The sequence below is a fragment of the Kitasatospora sp. NPDC088351 genome, from assembly GCF_040685575.1.
Taxonomy (GTDB): Bacteria; Actinomycetota; Actinomycetes; order Streptomycetales; family Streptomycetaceae; genus Kitasatospora.
Genome location: NZ_JBFBIL010000018.1, coordinates 64,779 through 86,280, shown reverse-complemented (window position 1 = coordinate 86,280; position 21,502 = coordinate 64,779). Strand labels below are relative to the sequence as shown.

20 protein-coding genes are annotated in these 21,502 nt (G+C 72.2%); 13 read left to right on the top strand and 7 right to left on the bottom strand.

Going from position 1 to position 21,502, the window contains the following annotated elements; all coding sequences use genetic code 11:
• Positions 1-10: 10 nt before the first annotated feature.
• Complete coding sequence (locus AB0P06_RS16015; protein ID WP_363607875.1) at positions 11-547, top strand: hypothetical protein; 537 nt, start codon at positions 11-13, stop codon at positions 545-547.
• A 178-nt stretch (positions 548-725) separates the two neighbouring features.
• On the opposite strand, the gene AB0P06_RS16010 is transcribed toward AB0P06_RS16015, so the two are convergent.
• Positions 726-1,022 (bottom strand): NUDIX hydrolase, encoded by a 297-nt coding sequence (locus tag AB0P06_RS16010; protein ID WP_363607911.1) that lies wholly within the window; start codon positions 1,020-1,022, stop codon positions 726-728.
• 225 nt (positions 1,023-1,247) lie between these two features.
• On the opposite strand from AB0P06_RS16010, the gene AB0P06_RS16005 reads away from it, so the two are divergent.
• The 4 genes from AB0P06_RS16005 to AB0P06_RS15990 all read left to right on the top strand — a co-directional run bounded on the left by AB0P06_RS16005 (position 1,248) and on the right by AB0P06_RS15990 (position 3,133).
• Positions 1,248-1,610, top strand: a complete 363-nt coding sequence (locus AB0P06_RS16005; protein WP_363607874.1) for a VOC family protein — start codon at positions 1,248-1,250, stop codon at positions 1,608-1,610.
• Positions 1,607-2,038, top strand: a complete 432-nt coding sequence (locus AB0P06_RS16000; RefSeq protein WP_363607910.1) for a GNAT family N-acetyltransferase — start codon at positions 1,607-1,609, stop codon at positions 2,036-2,038. Before AB0P06_RS16005 ends, AB0P06_RS16000 begins: the two co-directional genes overlap by 4 nt.
• 262 nt (positions 2,039-2,300) lie before the next feature.
• Entirely contained in the window at positions 2,301-2,690 is a 390-nt protein-coding gene (locus AB0P06_RS15995) for a hypothetical protein (RefSeq protein ID WP_363607873.1), read from the top strand.
• On the top strand, positions 2,687-3,133 hold the full coding sequence (locus tag AB0P06_RS15990) for an NUDIX domain-containing protein (protein ID WP_363607872.1): 447 nt from the start codon (positions 2,687-2,689) through the stop codon (positions 3,131-3,133). Before AB0P06_RS15995 ends, AB0P06_RS15990 begins: the two co-directional genes overlap by 4 nt.
• Before the next feature lie 183 nt (positions 3,134-3,316).
• Here AB0P06_RS15990 and AB0P06_RS15985 read toward each other — a convergent pair whose 3' ends face one another.
• Positions 3,317-3,511, bottom strand: coding sequence for a DUF397 domain-containing protein (locus tag AB0P06_RS15985; RefSeq protein ID WP_363607871.1), 195 nt, complete (start codon positions 3,509-3,511; stop codon positions 3,317-3,319).
• A gap of 418 nt (positions 3,512-3,929) precedes the next feature.
• Here AB0P06_RS15985 and AB0P06_RS15980 point away from each other — a divergent pair, with 418 nt between their 5' ends.
• The 3 genes from AB0P06_RS15980 to AB0P06_RS15970 all read left to right on the top strand — a co-directional run bounded on the left by AB0P06_RS15980 (position 3,930) and on the right by AB0P06_RS15970 (position 10,349).
• On the top strand, positions 3,930-5,300 hold the full coding sequence (locus tag AB0P06_RS15980; protein WP_363607870.1) for a TIR-like protein FxsC: 1,371 nt from the start codon (positions 3,930-3,932) through the stop codon (positions 5,298-5,300).
• Between the two features lie 134 nt (positions 5,301-5,434).
• Positions 5,435-9,289 carry an FxSxx-COOH system tetratricopeptide repeat protein gene (fxsT, locus tag AB0P06_RS15975; RefSeq protein ID WP_363607909.1) on the top strand — a complete coding sequence of 1,285 codons (3,855 nt, stop codon included), beginning with the start codon at positions 5,435-5,437 and terminating at the stop codon, positions 9,287-9,289.
• Positions 9,290-9,362: 73 nt separating this feature from the next.
• Positions 9,363-10,349: a D-glycerate dehydrogenase gene (locus AB0P06_RS15970; RefSeq protein WP_363607869.1), complete on the top strand. Its 987-nt coding sequence runs from the start codon at positions 9,363-9,365 to the stop codon at positions 10,347-10,349.
• A 15-nt stretch (positions 10,350-10,364) separates the two neighbouring features.
• On the opposite strand, the gene AB0P06_RS15965 is transcribed toward AB0P06_RS15970, so the two are convergent.
• From AB0P06_RS15965 to AB0P06_RS15955, 3 genes are all read right to left on the bottom strand, one after another.
• Positions 10,365-11,219 (bottom strand): alpha/beta fold hydrolase, encoded by an 855-nt coding sequence (locus tag AB0P06_RS15965; RefSeq protein ID WP_363607908.1) that lies wholly within the window; start codon positions 11,217-11,219, stop codon positions 10,365-10,367.
• A gap of 23 nt (positions 11,220-11,242) precedes the next feature.
• Positions 11,243-12,142, bottom strand: coding sequence for a DUF4231 domain-containing protein (locus AB0P06_RS15960; protein ID WP_363607868.1), 900 nt, complete (start codon positions 12,140-12,142; stop codon positions 11,243-11,245).
• A gap of 275 nt (positions 12,143-12,417) precedes the next feature.
• A complete protein-coding gene (locus AB0P06_RS15955; RefSeq protein ID WP_363607867.1) occupies positions 12,418-13,182 on the bottom strand; it encodes an SIS domain-containing protein in 765 nt (254 codons plus the stop codon).
• A 233-nt stretch (positions 13,183-13,415) separates the two neighbouring features.
• On the opposite strand from AB0P06_RS15955, the gene AB0P06_RS15950 reads away from it, so the two are divergent.
• Positions 13,416-14,108 carry a metal-dependent transcriptional regulator gene (locus tag AB0P06_RS15950; RefSeq protein ID WP_363607866.1) on the top strand — a complete coding sequence of 231 codons (693 nt, stop codon included), beginning with the start codon at positions 13,416-13,418 and terminating at the stop codon, positions 14,106-14,108.
• A gap of 518 nt (positions 14,109-14,626) precedes the next feature.
• Here the strand turns inward: AB0P06_RS15950 and AB0P06_RS15945 are convergent.
• Positions 14,627-15,334 carry a bifunctional DNA primase/polymerase gene (locus AB0P06_RS15945; RefSeq protein ID WP_363607865.1) on the bottom strand — a complete coding sequence of 236 codons (708 nt, stop codon included), beginning with the start codon at positions 15,332-15,334 and terminating at the stop codon, positions 14,627-14,629.
• Positions 15,335-15,640: 306 nt separating this feature from the next.
• Here AB0P06_RS15945 and AB0P06_RS15940 point away from each other — a divergent pair, with 306 nt between their 5' ends.
• Both AB0P06_RS15940 and AB0P06_RS15935 read left to right on the top strand, forming a co-directional pair.
• Positions 15,641-17,017: a transcriptional regulator gene (locus tag AB0P06_RS15940; protein ID WP_363607864.1), complete on the top strand. Its 1,377-nt coding sequence runs from the start codon at positions 15,641-15,643 to the stop codon at positions 17,015-17,017.
• A gap of 173 nt (positions 17,018-17,190) precedes the next feature.
• A complete protein-coding gene (locus AB0P06_RS15935) occupies positions 17,191-18,393 on the top strand; it encodes a hypothetical protein (RefSeq protein ID WP_363607863.1) in 1,203 nt (400 codons plus the stop codon).
• A gap of 116 nt (positions 18,394-18,509) precedes the next feature.
• Here AB0P06_RS15935 and AB0P06_RS15930 read toward each other — a convergent pair whose 3' ends face one another.
• Complete coding sequence (locus AB0P06_RS15930; RefSeq protein WP_363607862.1) at positions 18,510-19,808, bottom strand: ABC transporter substrate-binding protein; 1,299 nt, start codon at positions 19,806-19,808, stop codon at positions 18,510-18,512.
• A 195-nt stretch (positions 19,809-20,003) separates the two neighbouring features.
• Between AB0P06_RS15930 and AB0P06_RS15925 the strand changes: the two genes are divergently transcribed.
• Positions 20,004-20,519, top strand: coding sequence for a hypothetical protein (locus AB0P06_RS15925; RefSeq protein WP_363607861.1), 516 nt, complete (start codon positions 20,004-20,006; stop codon positions 20,517-20,519).
• A gap of 99 nt (positions 20,520-20,618) precedes the next feature.
• Positions 20,619-21,485 (top strand): formyltetrahydrofolate deformylase, encoded by an 867-nt coding sequence (gene purU / locus AB0P06_RS15920; RefSeq protein ID WP_363607860.1) that lies wholly within the window; start codon positions 20,619-20,621, stop codon positions 21,483-21,485.
• Positions 21,486-21,502: the final 17 nt, after the last annotated feature.

The window sequence follows — 21,502 nt, the reverse complement described above, 5'->3', positions numbered from 1 at the left end:
GGACCCATCCATGGCAACCACACACACCACCATGTCCCGCATCGGCCGTCTTGTCGTTGCTGTGCTGACAGCCGTAACCCTTGGAGCCTGTATGTCCTCAACTCCCGCCCCGGGAAGTGGAAAGGACGACCCGCTGCCGGTCAAGTCCAAAGAGGAAAGCGAAGCCTGGGCCCGCCAGCTCGTCGAGCATCTGGCCCAGGTGGCCGGCATCGAGATCAACGACGAACCCGTCCGGCCTGGCTTCACCTCCTGTGTCGGCAGGAACGGTGAGTCGGCGCCCGATGACCGGTTCACCCTTACATACGGGGTGCACAGCAACGTTCCCAACGCCCGACACAACGAGGTCGTCCGCAAGGTACGGGACCGGCTGAAGGACGAAGGCCTGAAGATCGTCGGCTACCGCGAAATGCCCGACGGCTCGCCGGAGTCGACGGTGAGTGCTCGCCATCCCGTCAGCGACTATCTCGTCGACGTCTCCAGTACGGCAGGTGATGACCGCATCTCTCTCCTCGTCGTCACCCCCTGTCTCAAGCCCCCGCCGCAGTGACGGGGGAGGGCAGCGGCCCGTGCTTCGTGCAGTGCTGCTTTGCGGCACACCGCGTGGAACGGGATGCGTTCTCGTGCTCGGCACCCGTGCCCCGAGCCGAGGCCGGCCATCACCACCGTCGCCTCTTCGGCCTGCCGAAGAGGCGACGGTTCCAGGCCGGTGGCCCTTGACCGGTCGGTCAGCCGGGCGGCGCGGAATCGAGGTAGGCCTGCACCGGCTCGAAGAGTCCGTACGGCACGCACCCGGGGATCTCCGCGTGTGCGACCCAGGCCGGCGCGTCCAGCTCTTCGGCGTCCACCACCCGGGTGGTCCCGCTCACGGCCTCGCAGGCCGTGTACGACATGAGCCGCCCGGCCTTCGGGTGAACGCGCTCGCCGAGGAACTTGACCGCGGCCATGCCGAGTCCGGTCTGCTCCCCCGCGACCAGGAGCGCGAAGCGCTGCCGGGCTGCGTTCGACGTCCTCTCGTACAGCACATCCAGGAACTGCTGTATCTCGGCCCTCGGAACCACGGCGGGATCGGCGCACCACGTGGCCACCGTGTCTACAGAGAAACCGAGTTGGTCAAGGAGGGCTCACTGCGGCGAGGCGGTGTTTCGTCAACACGCGCTTGAGCTGCCCTTGTTGAACGGTAGTTTCCCTTCTGAGCCCTATGTTCCGCAAATGTGTCGCTCAGTTTGGACGAGATCCGGAGGCAAGCCGTGTTCGAGAGCGTAGTAGCCGTGATGGCGTTCGCCGACTCGCCCGATGAGGCTGCTGCCTGGTACGGCAGCCTGCTGGGGGTGCCGGTCCATCGCGAGGTGAGCGAGAGCGGGGCGGTCTTCGCGTGGGTGGAGCACGCCGGCGTCGAGATCGGGTTCCACCCGGCGGATGATGAGCGCAACCCGCGCGGTGGCAGCCCCGTGGTCTACTGGCGGGTCGCCGACGTGGATAAGGCCCTGGCGTGGTTGTTGGAGGCGGGCTGCACGCATCACCGCGGCCCGCTGCGACTGTCCCCCCAGCACCAGATTGCGCAGGTCATTGACCCCTTCGGGGTGGTGCTGGGGGTTGACGACGGCCGCTGAGCGGTGCGGCGGTCAGGCCAGGCCGTGCAGATCGTGCCGTCCTGGCGCGCACCGACGGCGGCGAGCCCGTCGGTATGGCCTATGGTTACCCGCTGCCCGCTTCCACCGGGTGGTGGGACACCCTGACCATGCCTGTACCGGATCCGGTGAGTCGCGAGGACGGCCACCGGACCTTCGGTCTGTTCGAGCTCGCAGTCCGCCCCGCCTGGCGCGGGCAGCGTGTCGCCACGGCGGTGCACCACGCTCTCGTGGACGGCCTCACGCAAGAGCGCGTCCTGCTCAACACTCGACCCGAAGCCGAAGCGGCCGGCCGAGCGTACCGGTCCTGGGGCTACGAGAAGGTCGGCGAGAACCGTCCCTGGACAGGTGCCGCGCTACATGACGTGCTGGTCCTGGTCTTGACCGGGAAGAACCCGGCAACGCGATAGCCGCCGGCGCCGCCCGCTGGCAGTGGCAGTGGCAGTGGCAGTGGCAGTGGCAGCGGCAGTGGCAGAGGTTTGGGCCAGGGTGTGCTGCGGCTCCTGCACCGTCAGCTTCCGGTTGACAGTGCGCTGGTAGGTGTTGTCGACCGGGTCGCATTCGGTGTCCCAGCTCGATCACCCGGCCGTGATCCTTGAGACAGGACCTGTCTGATCGGCAGCTATCCTCCTGAGACATTCCGGGTGGAGCTGATGCGAGCAGTTCGCGGACATGCCCGGGCTGGATGTCATCCCGATGCCCGACGGGGTGATTCCGTCCTGGTACGGGTTGACGCTCACCTGCCGGCCTGCCGAGCTGGGCGGACTGGGTGCCGAGCAGTTCCACCGCGCTCTGGTGGCGGAAGGCGCCACCGAGTTCGACCGGCCCGGCTCGACGCGCCCGATGAATCAGCTCCCCCTGTACCGGCAACCCGGCCCGTTGTTCCCCGACCACCCGAACTCTCACCGGCGGTACGTGGACGGGGACTTCCCGGTCGCCGAGCACACCTACCGGCACGCGATCAAGCTGCCTGTCTGGCATCGTGAGGAGGATCTTCCGCTGGCCGAGCAGTACGTACGCGCGGCCCGTAAGGTGATCGACCACCACAAGGAGTTGTTGTGACCTCTCTCTTTGCCACGGAACCCGACTTCGTCCCCGGCCTGTTGGCCGAAGCGGTGGGCGCAGGTGTCGGGCAGTTCGTCGTCGGCGCGCTGATCACCGACGAGGCGGGCCGCGTGCTCCTGCTGCGGCGGAAGCCCGACGACTTTCTCGGCGGCTTGTGGGAGCTGCCCGGTGGCGGAGTCGAGCCGGGCGAGCACCTGGAGGCGGCCCTGGGCCGGGAGGTCATGGAGGAGACCGGTCTCACCGTCTCCGAGGTCACCGGCTACGTCGGCACCTTCGACTACACCTCCGGCGACGGCCTGCTGACACGGCAGTTCACCTTCGCGGTCGCCGTCGGGAAGTACGGGCCGATCGTTCTCACCGAGCACGACGACTCGACCTGGGCGGACCGGGGCGAGCTGCCCGAGGTGAGCGACGAGACGCGCCTGCTCCTCACGGGCTGACATCCTGTGTGGCAGCCCGCTTCAGCCGGACTTCCGGAGTGGCTGGACCTACGTCTTTGGCGAACCCGGCCGCAGGGAAGCCGTGGGCGTGCGGCCAGGTGTGAGGGGCGCTCCTGGGCTGAACGACTGCGGCCCGTGCCCCGGGTTGTCGGGGCACGGGCCGCGAATCCAACGAAGCCCGGGTCAGGGGGTGAAGTGGTCGAACTCGCCGGCTTTCGCGCCTCGGATCCAGGCGTCGAGTTTGGCTTTGGTCGTGGTGACGACGGTGGAAGGGTTGTCCGACTCGCGAATGTGGACGAGGTCCCCGTCCGTCGCGATCTCGATGCAGTCGGCTCGGTCGCCGCTGAAGCTGGACTTCTCCCAGTTGAGCTGGGCCATGGCTGCCTTCCTCGGACCTTGTAGCGGATGTGCCGGATCAATCACCTCAAGTCCCGGGAGGCCGGCGACGGTGAGGTGGCGGCAGTGTCCAGCGGAGCGAGCGCCAGGCTGTTGAGCCGGCCGGACTTCCGCCGGTACGAGGCTACTCCTTCGGGATCGCCAGGAACGACGAACGGGTGCAGGTGACGGGCCACCGGGGGCGCCTCCCCGCGCGCCGGGACAGCGCCGGAGCAGCGCCGGAGTGCCGTTGGGGCGGAGGGCAGCGCCCGGGCGGCCCGTGTGGGGGCGATCGTTTCGGGCATGTCAATTGGTGCGGCTTGTTGTGCTATTCCATTGGGGTGTCGTTCGTTCCTACACTGAAGCCCCGCGCACGGGGGCTGCGGGATCAAGGTTGCCGACGGGCCAGGGGGAGGCGCGTGTGAACGACCGTGGCTGGGACGAGGACTCCGCCCGGCCGTACTTCTTCCTCAGCTATGCCCACACCCCGAAGTCCGGTGCCCGGGGGGCCGGTGACCCCAACCACTGGGTGCGGCAGTTGTACCGGGATCTCTGCGAGGCGGTGCTGCAGTTGACCACCGCGCCCGCCGGGGTGTCGGTGGGGTTCATGGACGAGTCCATGCACCAGGGCGAGTTGTGGGCCGAGCGGCTCTCGGAGGAGTTGGCCACCTGCCGGGTGTTCGTGCCGCTGTACTCGCCGCGGTACTTCAACAGCGTCCCGTGCGGGCAGGAGTGGTACTCGTTCACCCGGCGGCCGGTCTATCCGGCGAACATCGACTCGGAGCGGACGAGCGGTATCGTACCGGTGCTCTGGGCGCCGATGAGCCGTTACAAGCTTCCGCAGGTGGCCAGCGAACTCCAGTTCAACCACGCCAGTTTCGGCCCGGACTACGCCACCGAGGGCCTGTACGCGCTGATGAAGCTCAGCTACTTCCGGTCCGCTTACGAGCTGGCCGTGCACCGGCTGGCCCGGCGGATCGTCGAGGTGGCCGAGGAGACGGTGATTCCGGTCGGCCGCCGGCTGGAATTCCAGTCGCAGCCCAGCGCGTTCAATGTGGCCGCGCCCACCAAGCAGCTGCGGATCTCCGTACTCTCCTACCACCAGGGCGAGTTGCCGCCCGACCGGAACCCCGACTTCTACGGGCCCAAGCGCACCGACTGGCACCCGTACCGGCCGGCCGCCGGTCGGTCACTGGCCGACCACGCGGTGCGTCTGGCACGGCAGCTGGGGTTCCAGGCGACCGTGCACGAGTTCGACGACGAGGCCGAGGCGATCACCGGGGGCGGCGACCCGGCCGCGCCCGGTCTGCTGCTGCTGGACCGCTGGGCGCTGCGGGACGAGCGGCGCCGTGAGCTGGTCCGCCGCTTCGACCGCTCCGACTCGGCCTGGGTGAGTGTCCTGGAGCCGTGGAACCTGGAGGACCCGGACTGCGTCGAGCGCCACGGTGAGCTTGGCGAACTCAGTGACCAGGCACTGAAGTTCACTCATCGTTCGGCTCGTCCGAGCTTTCTCGGCGCGACCGGAGGACCGCCCGGGCTGGCCAGCCTGGAGGAGTTCGACGACGCGCTGCCCCGGGCCGCGATGAAGGCCAAGTACGCCTTCGAGGGCCGGACCAGGAACGAACCGGACGAACCGGCGGCGCCGAGGCCCAGTCTGCGGGACGCTTTCCGGTACGGGCGCGGACGGGACGGACCCGGATCCGGATCCGCACCATTCGGCCACGACCATCCAGCACGTGACGGAGGCGACCGCCCGGACGACGGGATGCCGCCCGGGGGAGGAACCCTATGAGCGACAACCGCACCAGGAACCTCCGCATCGGCGGCCTCAGCGCCGCCGACCTCGCCGCCCAGCGCGAGGCGGAGCAGGACCGGAACGGCCGGATCATCACCTTCTACTCCTACAAGGGCGGCACCGGGCGCACCATGGCGCTCGCCAACACCGCCTGGATCCTGGCGGCCAACGGCTTCCGGGTGCTCACCGTGGACTGGGACCTGGAGGCGCCTGGCCTCGCCAAGTTCTTCCACCCGTTCCTCGACCCGACGGCGCTGGCCGGCACCACCGGGATGATGGACCTGATCGCCGAGTACCGGGAGGAGGCGCTGCGGCCGGTCGAGCACGCCGAGGGCTGGCACCTCGACTTCGCCCGGGTGCACCCGCACGCCCTCTCGCTCGCCTGGCCCGGCTTCCCCGGCGGCGGCAGCCTGGACTTCCTCTCCGCCGGCCAGTTCAACCGGGACTACTCCGAGGCCGTCACCCACCTGGACTGGGACATCTTCTACGACCGCTTCGACGGCGGGCAGTTCTTCGACGCGCTCCGCGCCGACATGCGCAAGCGCTACGACTACGTGCTGATCGACTCCCGGACCGGCCTCTCCGACATCGCCGAGATCTGCACCGTGCAGATGCCCGACGACCTGGTGGTCTGCTTCACCCTGAGCGACCAGTCGATCGACGGCGCCTCCCGGATCGCCCAGCACATCCACGACCGCTACCGCGAGCGCGGCATCCGCATCCTGCCGGTGCCGATGCGCATCGACGAGGGCGAGAAGGAGAAGGCGGACGCCGGCCGGGCGCTCGCCCGGATCCGCTTCGACGGGCTGCCGGCCGGCCTGAGCGGCGATGAACTCGCGCACTACTGGGGCTCGGTGGAGATCCCGTACCGGCCGTTCTACGCCTACGAGGAGATCCTGGCGACCTTCGGCGACCAGGGCGGCACCCCGACCTCGATGCTCGCCGCCTGCGAGCGGCTGACCGGTGTGATCACCGAGGGCCGGGCCGCCTCGCTGCCGACCGTCGACGAGGAGGTCCGGCTGCGCTATGTGGACGCCTTCACCCGGCGCCGCCCGTCCGTGCCGGCCGACCTCTACCTCTCCTACGTCCCCGAGGACCGGATGTGGGCGGACTGGATCGAGTCCGTCCTGACCCGGGCCGGGTTCCGGGTACTGCCCCGCGACCTGAGCGCGGGCTCGGACCCGCGGCAGGAGACCGAGCGCGGCATCGACGCCGCCTACCGGACGGTCGCCGTGCTCTCGCCCGCCTACCAGCGCTCGCCGCAGGCCCGCGCGCTCTGGGAGTCCGTGGTCAGCTCCGACCCGTCCGGCACCCGCCGCCAGCTGGTGCCGGTCCGGGTCGGCGACGTCCGGCTCACCGCGCCGTTCAGCAACCGCAACCCGGTCGACCTGGTGGGCCGGGACGAGGTGCAGTCCGTGCAGACCCTGCTGCGCGCGCTCGGCCGGTCCGAGGTCACGCTCGCCGACACCACCGGCACCGGGCCGCGCTTCCCCGGCAGCAAGCCGCAGGTCTGGGACGTGCCGCCGCGCAACCCGTCCTTCACCGGCCGCTCCGCGGTGCTGGAGCAGCTGCGCAACCAGCTGCGCGGCGGCATGGCGGCGGTGCTGCCCACCCCGCAGACCCTGTACGGGCTCGGCGGCGTCGGAAAGACCCAGGTGGCGCTGGAGTACGCGCACCGCTTCATGTCCGACTACGACCTGGTCTGGTGGATCGACGCCGAGCAGACCGAGCTGGTCGCCCCGGCCCTGGCCGATCTGGCCCGTCGGCTGGGCCTGCGGGTCGGTGACTCGGTCACCGAGGCCGCCGAGGCGGCCCGGGAGGCCCTGCGCCGCGGGGTGCCGACCTCCCGCTGGCTGCTGATCTTCGACAACGCCGACGAGCCGGCCGAGATCCGCCGCTTCTTCCCCGGCGGCTCCGGCCACATCCTGGTCACCTCCCGCAACCAGGCCTGGTCCGGCCACGCCGAGGCGCTGGAGGTGGACGTCTTCACCCGCGGCGAGAGCGTCGAGCACCTCTGCCGGCGCGCCCGCGGGCTCTCCCGGGCCGACGCCGACCGGGTCGCGGAGGCGGTCGGCGACCTGCCGCTGGCCGTCGAGGTCGCCGCCGCCTGGCTGGACACCACCGGCACGCCGGTCGGCACCTACGTCGCCCAGCTGCACGCCGAGGCCGCCCGCGCGCTGGCCGTCGCCCGGCCGGCCGACTACCCGACGCCGGTCGGTGCCACCTGGAACGTCTCCATCGCCCGGCTGCGCACCCAGTCGCCCGCGGCGGTACGGCTGTTGCAGCTCTGCGCGTTCTTCGCGCCGGAGCCGATCTCGATGAACCTCTTCTACAGCGACCAGATGATCCGCGCGCTGGTGAAGTACGACGAGGACCTCAACGACAAGTTCATGCTGGGCAAGGTGATCCAGGCGATCGGCCGGTACGCGCTCGCCAAGGTCGACGCCGGCAGCAACAGCTTCCAGGTGCACCGGTTGGTCCAGGCGGTGATCCGGTCCGAGATGAGCGACGAGGAGCAGGAGACCGCCGTCCACGAGGTGCACCGCATCCTCACCGGCGCCCGGCCCGTCCTCGGCGACACCGACGACCCGGCCAACTGGCCCGCGTTCGACGAGATCTGGCCGCACCTGTCGCCGTCCAAGGCGCACAACTGCGACGAGGCGGACACCCGCCAGCTGCTCATCGACCGGGTCCGCTACCTGTGGAAGCGCGGCGAGCTGGACCGCGCCCGCGACCTCGGCCACGCGCTGGACGCGGAGTGGACCCGCAAGCTCGGCACGGACGACCGGCAGACCCTGCTGCTGCGCTTCCAGCTCGCCAACGTGCTGCGATCGCAGGGCAATTACGCCGACGCGCTGGCCCTGGACGAGTCCACCCTGGAGCGCCAGCGGGTGCTGCTGGGCGAGCACCACCCGTACACCCTGATGACCGCGGGATCGCTGGGGGCCGACCGCCGGGCGCTCGGCCGGTTCCAGTCCGCGCTCGACATGGATCGCGAAATCCTCGATCAGTTCAGGGAGTTGTTCGGCGAGGAGCACCCGCGCACGCTCTCCATGGCGAACAACCTGGCGATCGACTACCGGTTGGTCGGCGACAGCGAGGCCGCCCGCGACCTCGACCGGGAGACCCTGGACCGGCGCACCGCCGTGCTCGGCGCGCGCCACCCCTACACCCTCTCCACCAAGTCCAACCTCGCCCGGGACCTGCGCGAACTCGGCGACTACAAGGGCTCGGCCGACCTGCTCCAGGAGGTCACCAACGACTTCGGCGACGTGCTGGAACCCGACCTGCCGGAGAACCTGCGCAACGCCAAGTCGCTGGCCGTCTCGCTGCGCAAGGCCGGCCAGCTCGCCGAGGCCCGCCGGATCACCAAGGAGACCTACGAGCGCTACCTGGAGCGCTACGGCGCCGACGCGCCCGACGCCCTGGCCTGCGCGCTCAACCTGGCCGCCGACTACAGCGCCTCCGGTGACAAGGAGGCCGCCCGCGACCTGGCCGTCACGGTGTTCGAGGGCCACCGGCGGCTGTTCGGCGACGAGCACCCGTTCACCCTGGCCTGTGGCAACAACCTGGGCATCTACCTGCGCGGCAGCGGGGACATCCGGGAGGCGATCGACCGCGGCCAGGCCACCGTGGAGGCGCTGCTGCGGACCGTCGGGGGGCAGCACCCGTTCACCCTGAACGCGATGATCAACCTGGCCAACGCCTACGGCGACGACGGCCAGTACACCCGGGCCGAGGAGCTGGAGCGCACCGCCTACGAGGGCCTCTGCGCGCGGTACACCCCCCGGCACCCGGACGCGGTGGCCTGTCAGGCCAACCTGGCCGTCACCCTGCGCTCGGCCGGCCGGCACACCCAGGCCGCCGAGCTGCGGGCCAAGGCCGTCGCCGAGCTGATCCGCCAGTTCGGCGAGGAGCACCCCAACACGGTCTCGGCCCGGGGCTGGAAGCGGATCAACCGCGACCTCGAACCGCAGCCGGTGTGACCGGCGGCCCGGCCGGCCGGCGTACCCTGCCGCAGGCGCCCGGGGGCCCGCGGCAGGGTACGCTGCGGGCCCTATGACCCAACTGTCCTCTTTGCCCCCGGTCCTGGTCACCCGACGGCTCGCGCCCGGGGTGGCCGAACGGCTCACCGCGCACCATGCCGCCACCTGCCACGACACGGACCTCCCGATGGCCCGCGGTGACCTGCTGGCGGCCGTGCGCGGCCGGTCCGCCGTCATCACCACCCTGGACGACGTGGTGGACGGCGAGTTCCTGGACGCGGCCGGCCCGGGGCTGCGGATCGTCGCCAACCACGCGGTCGGCCACCACAACATCGACCTCGCGGCCTGCGCCGAACGCGGGGTGCAGGTCAGCAACACGCCCGGCGTGCTCACCGCCGCCACCGCCGACATGGCCTGGGCCCTGCTGCTGGCGGCCACCCGGCGGCTCGGCGAGGGCGAGCGGTGGCTGCGTTCCGGGCGGCCGTGGGCCTGGGCGCCGAACTTCCTGCTCGGCCTGGAGCTGGCCGGCACCCCGCTCGGCATCCTCGGCATGGGCCGGATCGGGCAGGCGGTGGCCCGCCGGGCCCAGGCCTTCGACATGCCGGTCGCCTACCACAACCGCCGTGAGCTGCCGCCCGGGGAGGCGGACGGTGCCACCTGGCTGCCGCTGGACGACCTGCTCGCGCGGTCCGCCGTCCTGGTGGTCACCTGCCCGCTCAGCGCCGCCACCCGGCATCTGCTGGACGCCCGCCGGCTGGACCGGCTGCCGCCCGGCGCGGTCGTGGTGAGCATGACCGCCGGAGTGGTGGACGAGCTCGCGCTGGCCGCCGCACTGGAGTCCGGGGCGCTGTTCGCGGCCGCCGTCGACAACTTCGAACGCGAGCCCGAGGTGCCGTCGGCGCTGCTCGCCCAGGAGCGGGCGGTGCTGGCCCCGCACCTGGGCAGCGCCACCGTCCGCACCCGGCAGGCGATGGGCGGCCTCGCGGTGGACAACGTGCTGGCGGTGCTGGCCGGCGGCGCCCCGGTGACGCCGGTGACGGCGGTGACGGCGGCCCGGTAGGACCGGCCGCGGCGGCTACCCGGCCGCCCAGCTGAGCGCGGTGGTCATCATCCGGAAGGCGCCGAAGTGGGCGGCGCCGGGCTCCAGGAAGAGCGCGGCGCCGGGGATGTGGTCGGCCAGCCAGCGGGAGTGCTCGACCGGGGAGAACTGGTCGTCGGCGCCGTGCCAGAGCCAGGCGGGCACGGCGATGTCCTCGACCTTGAAACCCCAGTCGGTGGTGAACGCCAGCACGTCGTCGATCCAGCCGTCGGCGCTGTGCCGGAACGCCTCCCGGTAGTTGCTCTGCAGCATCCTCCGCAACCCGGTGTCGGCGACCACCTCCCGGTCGGTGGACGGCAGTTCGGACCGCAGGCCCTGCAGGAGACTGACCGGGTCGTCCTTGATCTGCTGGGACCGGAACTGCATGGCGTCCGCGATCCGCTCGCGGCCGCGCTCGGCCTCCTGGTACGCCCGGACGTTGGACGGGGTCATCCCGGCGTACCAGTCCAGGCCGGCCGCGTTCCGCGGCGCCAGGCTGACCAGCACGGCCACCCGGCTGACCCGCTCGGGCAGCAGTGCCGCGCAGGCCAGCGCGTGCGGGGCGCCGCCGGAGCGGCCGAGCACCGCGAACCCGGCCAGCCCGAGCTCGTCGGCGATGGTCCGGACGTCCGCCGCCGCCGCGCTCACCCGGCGGCCGGGCAGCCGGGTGGAGTCGCCGTAGCCGGGCCGGTCGAAGGAGATCAGCCGGACGCCCAGCCGGTACAGCACGGTGCTGCGCGGGTGCGGGCCGACCCGGCTGCCCGGCATGCCGTGCAGCAGGAACACCGGCCGGCCGCGCGGGTCGCCCAGGGTCTCGACGGCGAGGACGCGGTTGTCCGCGGCCTTGACCATCCGTAACGACACGCGCGGCCTCCTCAGTGGTCCCGGTCGGTGGTGGCGCGGACCTCACGGCGGGCCTGCCAGGTGGTGTGCTCCCGGGAGACCGCGTCCTCGGCGTCGCGGGCCAGCCGGGCCCAGCTCTCCTCGGCGCCGGCCGCCCCGACGTCGAGCCGGGCGAGCTGGTGCCGGATCAGCTCCAGCTCGTCGGCGGCGAGGCGGTAGGCGGCGGCCAGCGGCCGGTACTGGCGCAACTGCGCCCAGGCGGTGACCGACGCGGCCACCGCCGAGACGGTGCCGAGGGCGTCGTAGCCGAACTCGCCCATCGCCCGCAGCACCGCCAGCACCAGGCCGAGCAGCGGCAGCACCACGCCCAGCACCCCGGTCCAGAAGCCCGCCCGGGCGCAGTACCGGGCCTTGGCCCGGTACCAGTCGTGCTGCACCTGGATCCGCTCCCTGAGGTACACCTCGCGGCGCACCGCCAGCGGCCGGCCGCGCAGGTCGCGCATCGCGTCGGTGATCTCCGTGCCGGTGCCCGCGCCCACCGCACGGCTGCCCCGGAAGGCGTGCAGCACCCGGCCGAGCTGGAAGCTGTACAGGCCCTCGGCGTCCGGCAGGCTGCGCGGCGGCGGCTGGTAGGCGTCGGCGCGGACGGCGTACTTCCACGCCAGCGTCTTCACCGACTCGGCGGCGGCCCGGCCCTCGTACCAGAGGCCCTGCGGGTTCTGTCGGCTGATCACCAGGGCGAGCACGATGGCGCCGAGATAGGCGAGGGCGGCCAGCCAGGCCCAGGGGTCGCCGTCGGCGGAGCCGGTCGCGGCGGCGGCGACCAGCAGGACCAGCTCCCAGGCGGAGAGCAGCACGGCCCGCCGCTGCCCCTGCTGCGAGGCCGAGTCGGCGGCCCAGAACAGCTCGGGCAGCAGCTCGTGCTCGCGCACCCACCCCATCGGACCCGCATCCGACGCCATTCTCGGCCCCCACCCGTCGCTCCGGTCGCACCGCTCTCCTGCCCCGGGCGGCGGGCCGGTACGCCTGGTGGGGCGTCCGGCCGGGCCGCAATGGCCGGGAAGCCTCCGAGGTTGTCCCATATCGCGGTGCCGGGGCGGGGACCGGCACCGGGAGCCGCGAGCGCGGCCCCGGCGCCGAATCGGAACGTGCGGACCAGAACGTGGACCGGGACGTGCGGACCAGAACGTGGACCGGAGCGTGCGGATCAGAACGTGTAGAAGATCCGCTCCGCGTTGTCGGCCATCTGCTTGGCGTTCCACTCCATGCCGCCCGGCACGTTGCCGGAGCGGAACAGCGGCGGGGTGGCGCCGGTGCCGGCGGCGGCCGCGTCGGCCAGCCGGCCGACCGCCGAGGCGACCACGGCCTGCATCAGCGCGCCGGCGACGATGGTGGAGACCGGGCCGAAGGTGGTCTCGGCGGCCGGATGGGTCAGCTCGCCGTCGCCGACCGCGATCTTGTTGTCCAGCACCACGTCGCAGTGGTCCTTGAGATAGGTGCCGGAGGGGTGCGCCGAGGCCACCTCGGCCGGGTACGCCAGCGAGGTCAGCCCGATCACCTTCAGACCGCGGGCACGGGCGTACTGGGCCAGTTCGACCGGCATGATCTGGCGGCCGGAGAGCGAGATGACGAACAGCAGGTCCCCGGCGGTGGCGGGCGTGAGGTCCAGGGTGGTGGTGGCCAGGCCGGAGACCCGCTCCAGCGCGCTGGAGAGCGGGGCCGGCATCACCGTCACCCCGGCCATCCCGGGGACGTCGAGCAGGTTCACCGGAACGAGTCCGCCGGCCCGGTAGACCACGTCCTGGGCGGCCAGCGAGGAGTGGCCGGAGCCGAAGGTGAAGACCCGGCGCCCCTCGGTGACAGCCTCGGCCAGCAGCGTGGCGGCCGCCTCGATGGACTCGGCCTCCTCGGTGCGGACCCGCTGAAGGTGGGCGATCGCGGCATCGAAGTACCGGTCGACCAGCTCGTTCATCGGTTGCCTTCGCTCTCTGCCGGTGGGGGCGCCGGCCGGGTGGGGCGGCCCGGACGATCCGGACCGCCGGTGGAGAAAGCTACGGCGAGCACCGTGCTGCCTGACCGGCGCCGCTGTCAACAGCCACGGGAACGGCGACGAAAACCGGGGCCCGTGTCCGTCGTGCGGGCCCGGTAGTCGGTGCGGTACGTCAGAATTGGCGGTGAGGACACCGAGGAACGGAGCCAGCGGCGATGTCTGGGCTGATCGACACCACTGAGATGTACCTTCGCACCATCCTGGAGCTGGAGGAGGAGGGCATCACCCCGATGCGCGCCCGGATCGCGGAGCGCCTGGAACAGAGCGGCCCGACGGTGAGCCAGACCGTCGGCCGGATGGAGCGGGACGGACTGCTCCAGGTCGCGGGGGACCGTCACCTCGAACTCACCGAGGAGGGCCGCAGGCTCGCGGTGCGGGTGATGCGCAAGCACCGCATCGCCGAGTGCCTGCTGGTCGACGTGATCGGCCTGGAGTGGGAGCAGGTGCACGAGGAGGCCTGCCGCTGGGAGCACGTGATGAGCGAGACGGTCGAGCGCAAGGTCCTGGCCATGCTCGGCCACCCCACCCAGTCCCCGTACGGGAACCCGATCCCGGGCCTGGACGAGCTGGGTGACACCAAGGCGGAGGGCGAGGGCTTCGACGCCGCGCTCGTCACGCTGGACGCGGTGCGGCCGGGGGACGGCGGCGCCAGCGTGGTGGTCCGCCGGATCGGGGAGCCGATCCAGACGGACGAGGAGCTGATGCGCACGCTGCGCCGGGCCGGCATCCGGCCGGGCTCGACGGTCCGGGTCTCGGCCGGGGTCGGCGGGGTGCTGGTGGGCACCGGCGAGGACGCGGCGGAGCTGGGCAAGGAGATCGCCCAGCACGTGTTCGTGGCCCAGGTCTGACGCCGGCGAGGCCGGCGAGGCCGACGGCGGACCGGTGGGCGCGGGTCGACGGACCCGGGCGACGAGCCGATGAGCAGGGCCCGGTGCCCCGTGCACCGGGCCCTGCTCGCCCCCAGCCCCTCCCCGTCCCCTCCTGTTTCCGCGCCACCGGACCTCCCCGAGCTCGGCCGGTGGCGCGGCCCCTCCGTCCCCTCCCAGTCCCTCCCGTTCCCCTCCGTCCCTCCCGACCGCCTCGCCCGGCTTCCCCGTCCGAGCGACCCTTCCGGCGTCCCCTCTCGGTGAAATTTCTCCCCTCGGCAGATCATGGCAATCCTTGAGCGCTGTCACTCGTACGAGGGGCTTCCGCCGTTGATCAGCGGGTACACGGAAGCCTTATCCGCACAGGCGTGTGACGGTCCCCGTCTCCGGTGGGAGACAAGGCCCGTCAGCCGTGCGCGGGGTGTCGCGCATCGCACGCCCTCACCCGATAGGCGTAGGGCGGCCGTTCACGGGACGGTGAATCAGTGGGCCGGCCGGCCTCAGCGCACCGCCGTCGGCTGGGCCGGCCGGGCGTCGGCCGCGGGGGCCTCGCGCCCGCACGCGTACGCCAGCGGGCTGATCAGCTCGGCGCCGTCCGGCAGCCAGCGGTTCGCCGCGGAGGGCGGGCGGGCCCACTGGGCGAAACCGGCGGGGCCCACCCTGGACGGCGGTGCCACCGTCCAGTCGCCCTCGCCGCGGGCCACCAGGTCCAGCCGCCCCGGCGGCCAGCCGAGCCTGCGCAGCAGCTCCGGCAGCCTGGCCGCGACTCCGGGGAGCGCCAGGAAGTGCAGCCGCCGGCCCACCCGCCCGGGCGCGGCCGGCACGGCGATGACCGGGCCGAGCTGGAGGTTCATCCGCTCCATCCGGGCCAGCGCCAGACAGCCCGCCACCTCCGGCACGTCCAGGACGTCGAAGGACCGGCCGGTGGGAAGCAGGATCGAGGCCTTCGGCCGGTCGGTCCACCAGTGCCGCACCGCGCCCGGACCGGCGCTCGCTCTGCGGGCCCAGTCCGCGTCGACCGGGTGGGCGCCGGGAAGCGCGCAGCGCGGGTCACCGCACGAGCAGTCGGCCGGTCCGTCCCCGTCAACCAGCCAGGTGCCCGGGGTGATCTCCCAGTGGCGGTTCTCGGCGTGGCCGACGGCTTCGGTGAGCAGTTGGGGCGGTCCGGCGTTCAGGCCCTGGTCGGGGGAGTCTGGGATGTCTTCCACGGGCTGATCAACTACCGTGCGTGAGGCTGGTTACGGCCCGCCGGGGGACGGCGTGTCGCACGGCGGCAATGTCACCCGAACCGGTGAGGCAACCGAGTTGGGGCGGCCCGGGACGGGCGCAGTGGGGGCGCATGGGAGCATTTACCAGGGCGCGTGGGGGGTGGGGATCGTCACCGTGGGTATCCCGCTGGCGTTGCTGATCGCTAACCTGGTGTCAGATTCCTTGGACGGTCGGACAGTCGGCAACAGATCAGCAGAATCTTCGCCCACCGGCCGGGACCGGAGGGTGTGGGGAGGCGAAGCCCAATGGCCGCGAGACCACTTGTCGCACGACAGCCCAACGAGCGTCTGCAGCAGCTGATTCAGGAGGCCAGCTGCTCCAACGCGGGCCTGGCGCGGAGAGTCAACCTCTGCGGGGCCGAGCACGGCCTGGACCTGCGGTACGACAAGACCTCCGTCGCCCGCTGGCTCCGCGGCCAGCAGCCGCGTGGGCAGGCGCCGGCGGTGATCGCCGAGGCGCTCGGCCGCAAGCTCGGGCGGAGCGTGTCGGTCGAGGAGATCGGCATGGCCGACGGCAAGAACCTCAGCTCCGGGATCGGGCTGCAGTTCGCGCCGACGCTGAACGCCGCGCTGGAGCAGGTCTGCGAGCTCTGGCGCAGTGACGTCGGCCGGCGGGACTTCCTGACCGGGGCGACGGTGGCGGCCTCCGCCCTGGTCGAGCCCAGCCGGGACTGGCTGATCACCCCGCCCGACCCGGTGGTGGCGCGGACCGGCGGGACGCGGGTCGGCCCGACCGATGTCGCCGCCATCCGGGCGACCACGGCGATGCTGGTCGACCTCGACCACCGCTTCGGCAGCGGGCACGTCCGCCCGGTGGTCGTCCACTACCTCAACAGTGTGGTCTCCGGGCTGCTCGGCGGCGCCTACCGGGAGGAGACCGGGCGGCAACTGTTCGCGGCGGTCGCCCGGTTGACGGAGCTGGCCGGCTACATGGCGGTGGACACCGGGCAGCCGGGCCTGGCCCAGCGGTACTACATCCAGGCGCTGCGGCTGGCCCAGGCCGCGGACGACCGCGGGTACGGCGGCTATGTGCTGGCCGCCTCGATGAGCCATCTGGCGGCGACGCTGGGGAACCCGCGGGAGATCGCCCAACTCGCCCGCGCCGCGCAGGAGGGCACCCGCGCGGTGGCCACCCCGACGGCGATGGCGATGTTCTACGCGGCCGAGGCGCGCGGCCACGCCCTGCTCGGGGACGCCCGCTCGTGCGAGGCGGTGGCCGCCAAGGCGCTGGAGGCGATGGAGCGGCGCCGTCCGGAGGACGACCCGGACTGGATCGTCCACTTCGACGACGCCTACCTGGCGGACGAGCTGGCCCACTGCCACCGGGACTTGGAGCAGGCCGGCCAGGCCGAGCACTACGCCCGCCGGGCGCTCGACCTGCACCCGCCGACCAGGGTCCGGCGCCGCGCGGTGGACTTGGTGCTGCTGGCCACCGCGCAGTTGCAGCAGCGGGACCTGGAGCGGGCCTGCGAGACGGGCGCGCAGGCGATGCGGCTGCTGAGCGGGCTGCGGTCCAACCGGGGCGTGGAGTACCTGGACGAGTTCCGGCGCCGGCTGGAGCCCTTCCGGGAGCAGCGGGTGGTCCGCGAGTTCCAGGCCCGGGTGGAGGCGGAGGCCGCCTGACCAGGTGTCGGTACGTCGCGTGAGGGGCCGGTGAGGGATGTCCCGCCCACGTGGTCACCTGCTTCGGTGAACCGGTAGCGTGGGCGCGACGTCCAAGGAACTGTGATGCTCCCAAGAACCGACGAGATGTGGTCCGCCGTCAGCGCGCGGTCGTGCACAGGTGAGGAATCGCGTTGAGCCAGCGCCGCTCGTATCCCAACTCGGGTGACTTCAACCTGGACGATCTGTTCCGCCCCGAGCCGGGCCGGCCGCCCGGACAGCAGCCGGGCCAGCAGCCGGGCCAGCAGCCCGGCCCGCCGCAGGGTCCGGGGCCGGGGCAGCCGGGCGTCCCGCCGGTGGGGCAGCCGTCCGGACAGCCGGAGTACCTCGGCGAGGACATGCACACGCCGCCGACCCAGGCCGTCCCGCCCCAGGGCGGCGGCTCGTGGGGCGGCGCGCCGCAGCCCGGGTACGGTGCGCCGCAGGCCGATGCCGCCCAGGCGACCCAGTACCTGCCGCCGTACCCCGGCGCGGACCCGCAGGGCGGCGGCTACCCGGTCCAGCCGGGCCACCAGCAGCCCGCGCCGGGCTACCCGCAGCAGCCGGACCACGGCTACCAGGCGTACCCGCAGGCCGCCCCGTACCACCCCGCCGCCCCGGAGTGCCCCGGGCAGGACTACGCCGGTCACGACTACCCCGCGCAGGACTACCCGACCGGCCAGGTCCCGACCGGCCAGGGCGGCAGCGGGCGTTCCTCCGGAAAGCTGATCATCGGCGGTGTGGTGGCCGGCTGCGTGGCGGCCGGGATCCTGGTCGCCGTCCTGATCAACGGGGACGACCCCAAGCCGGGCAAGGAGAAGCAGGCCGCCCCGGTGGCCACCGGCAGCAGCACCGGCGCCGCGACGCCGACCGCGAGCGGTTCGGCCGCCGCGGCCGTCAGCCCGGAGGTCAAGGCCCAGGCCCAGTCGCTCTCCGACCTGCTGGGCACCGCCAGCGACAGCCGCCAGGCGGTGGTCGGCGCGGTGGCCGCGGTGCAGAAGTGCGACAAGCTGCCCGAGTCCCAGCAGGCGCTGACCGAGGCCGCGGGCAAGCGCCGGGAGCTGCAGACCAAGCTCGCGGCGCTGAAGACGGACAAGCTGCAGGGCGGCCCGCAGCTGGTCGAGCAGCTCAACGCGGCCTGGCAGGCCTCGGCGACGGCCGACGACGAGTACGCCGCCTGGGCGGGGGACTCGCAGGCCCCGGGCGCCTGCGACCCGAAGAAGCTGGACAACCAGCACTACAAGAACGCGGTCCAGGCCAGCGGCAGCGCCACCACCGCGAAGAAGCAGGCCTCCGGTCTGTGGAACGCCATCGCGGCCCAGACCGGCCTGCCGACCCGGGGCGACGGGGACCTGTAGGCGGGGCCGACAGTCCAGGGGCCGGGCGTCCAGGGGCCGGTGGCCCCCCCGGGAACGGACGACGGAGGGCCGGACCGGTCGGCCGGTCCGGCCCTCCACCGTCGGGCCCGCGGCGATCACGCCGGCGGCTTGCTCCCGGTGAGCACCCAGCGGACGTCCACGAAGCCCGGCTGCTGGAGGGTCATCCGCCCGCCCTTGACCACCTGGTAGGTGACCCAGGTGTTCACCAGCCGCGGCGACTCGGTGCTGGGCAGCATGTTGGTGGTGCCCCAGTTGAGCGGCGGGGTGACCCCGACGTCGACCTGGTCGCCGCTGTCCAGCAGCGCGGTCACCGTCTTGGCGGTGACCGGCCGCCCGGCCGCGCCCAGCCGGTCGGCCACCTGCCGGAACACCTCGTACGCGACCCAGGTGCTCTGCACCCCGGGGTCGGCGACGTCGATCGTCCCGCCGACGGTGTCGCCGCGGACCACGGTGCGCAGCGGGTCCCAGATCTTGGCCGACTCCGGCGGGTACCAGCTGGTCACGTAGGCGCCGGCCAGCGGGCCGCTGTCGCCGCCGGTGGAGTCCACCACCGACTGCTGGACACTGCCGATCACCGAGGCGATCCGGGTGTTCTTCGGGCCCAGCCGGCGGTACGAGTCCAGCAGGCTGCCGGTCGGCTCGGCACCGAGCGCGCTGGTGATGCAGTTCCCGGCCTCGTCCTTGCCGAGTGCCTTGCGGGCCACCGCCGTGTAGTCGGTGGACTGCTCCGGCGCCTTGACGTCCAGCAGCTTGATCCCGGCCGGCTTGAGGGCGTTGGCCAGGTAACCGAGCAGGTTGTCGCCGGCCGGGGTGTCCGGGCGGACCAGGGAGACGGCCCGGCACCCGGCGTCGACCAGCTGGCGGCCGCTGCCGCCGATCAGGGCCGGCATGCCGCCGCCCACCGGGTACGACAGCGGGCTGCTGAACTCGGGCTGGGACAGGCCGTACCCGCCGATCAGCGGGATCCCGGCGCGCTCCAGGATGGGCATGAAGTTGTCGCCGTACTGGCTGTACGAGCCGATCACGGCGACCGCCTTGGCGTCCACGGCCTGCTGCGCGCAGGCCGTCACACCGTCCGCGGTGTTGTGCTCGTTGCAGGTCAGGACCCGCAGCTTGCGGTTGCCGAGACCGCCCTTGGCGTTGATGTCCCGGCCGATGGCCTCGGCCAGCGCGGTCATCCCGGGCCGGTCGGTGGAGCCGGTGCCGGACGGGGCCCAGGTCATCACAGTGAGGTCGCCACTGCCGGTCGAGGCATCGGCCGGTCCGCCGCACGCGGAGGCCGAGAAGAGGGTTGGGAGCAGGGCCACGGTGGTGACCGCTGCGGCGATCGGGCGGCGGCGACGGTGCCGCGCGATCGGGTTCTGAGCCTGGAACGAGCCCCTTCGGCTGGTCATCGGTCTTCCCTCCCTGGGCGCTGTGCTGCGCACCGGCACCAGCCAAGCCCGCACGCCGCAAGGAGAGAGGGCGGAAAAGCGAAGGGACGGCGAACGAGGGCTGAAATCAGGGCGGGGACGCGTGTAGAGGAGGCGGAGAACGGGAGGAATGTGGAAGTGGAGCCCGAACGGTCGAGGAACGTACGATCGTTCTTCATGTCCGCCAGCACAGATTCTTCGCACCGGTCTGCCCGAAACCCTTCTCGTCCGGGCCACCGCTCCAGCACGATGGGCGGCATGCCGCTCAACGACCTGCCCTGGTGGCGCTGGCGAGCCCGACTGCGCTCGGCGCTGCACATGCTGTCCGATCCCGGTTTCCAGCAGGACACCTGGCTGGCCGGCCGCGAGGGCTACGGCGACGTGACCGACGCCGTCTACCGGCTGGTCGAGGACACCTGGCTGGACCGCTGGTCGGCGGAGAAGTACGTGGGCACGATCTTCCGGGACTCGGCCGAGGCCGCCGTGGTGGACGTCGCGGTGCTGCGGGTGGTCCGGATCCTGCACCAGGTCGGCGCGGACGCCCCGGCCTCCGCCTACCTCGGTCACCACGGCTGGCCGGAGGCCGTCCGGGCGGCCCGGGAGGCGCACGTCAAGCTGGCGGTGAACGACGGCGAGGACCCGGACACCCCGCCCCGGTCGCTGGACGTGCTGCGCATCCTGACCCAGGTCTGAGCCGTCCCGCAGTGCGGGCACCGGGACGGCCGCTGTCCGGAATGTGACACGCTGGACCGTCCACACGACGCAACGACCTCAGGACGGGACAACCCCACCGTGGAACAGCAGACGGCCAGCGCCCAGTACGTCCTCACGCTGTCCTGCCCCGACAAGCAGGGCATCGTCCACGCGGTCTCCAGCTATCTCTTCATGACCGGCTGCAACATCATCGACAGCCAGCAGTTCGGGGACGGGGACAGCGGGCTGTTCTTCATGCGGGTGCACTTCTCCGCCGCCGAGCCGGTCACCGCCGACAAGCTGCGGGCCAGCTTCGCCGCGATCGGCGCCTCGTTCGGGATGGACTGGCAGATCCACCCGACCGAGGAGAGGATGCGGATCGTCCTCATGGTCAGCAAGTTCGGCCACTGCCTGAACGACCTGCTGTTCCGCACCCGGATCGGCGCGTTGCCGGTGGAGATCGCCGCGGTGGTCTCCAACCACACCGACTTCCGCGACCTGACCGAGGGCTACGGCATCCCGTTCCGGCACATCCCGGTCACCCGGGACAACAAGGCCGAGGCCGAGCAGGAGCTGCTGGACCTGGTGGCCAAGGAGAACGTCGAGCTGGTCGTGCTGGCCCGCTACATGCAGGTGCTCTCGGACGGGCTCTGCACCGCGCTCTCCGGCAAGGTGATCAACATCCACCACTCCTTCCTGCCGAGCTTCAAGGGCGCCAAGCCGTACCACCAGGCGCACACCCGGGGCGTGAAGCTGATCGGTGCCACCGCGCACTACGTCACCGCCGACCTGGACGAGGGCCCGATCATCGAGCAGGAGGTGGCCCGGGTGACCCACGACATCACGCCGGACCAGCTGGTCGCGCTCGGCCGGGACGTCGAGTGCCAGGCGCTGGCCCGTGCGGTGAAGTGGCACAGCGAGCACCGGGTGCTGCTCAACGGCACCCGGACGGTCGTCTTCGGCTGAGCCCGGCACGCTCCCCG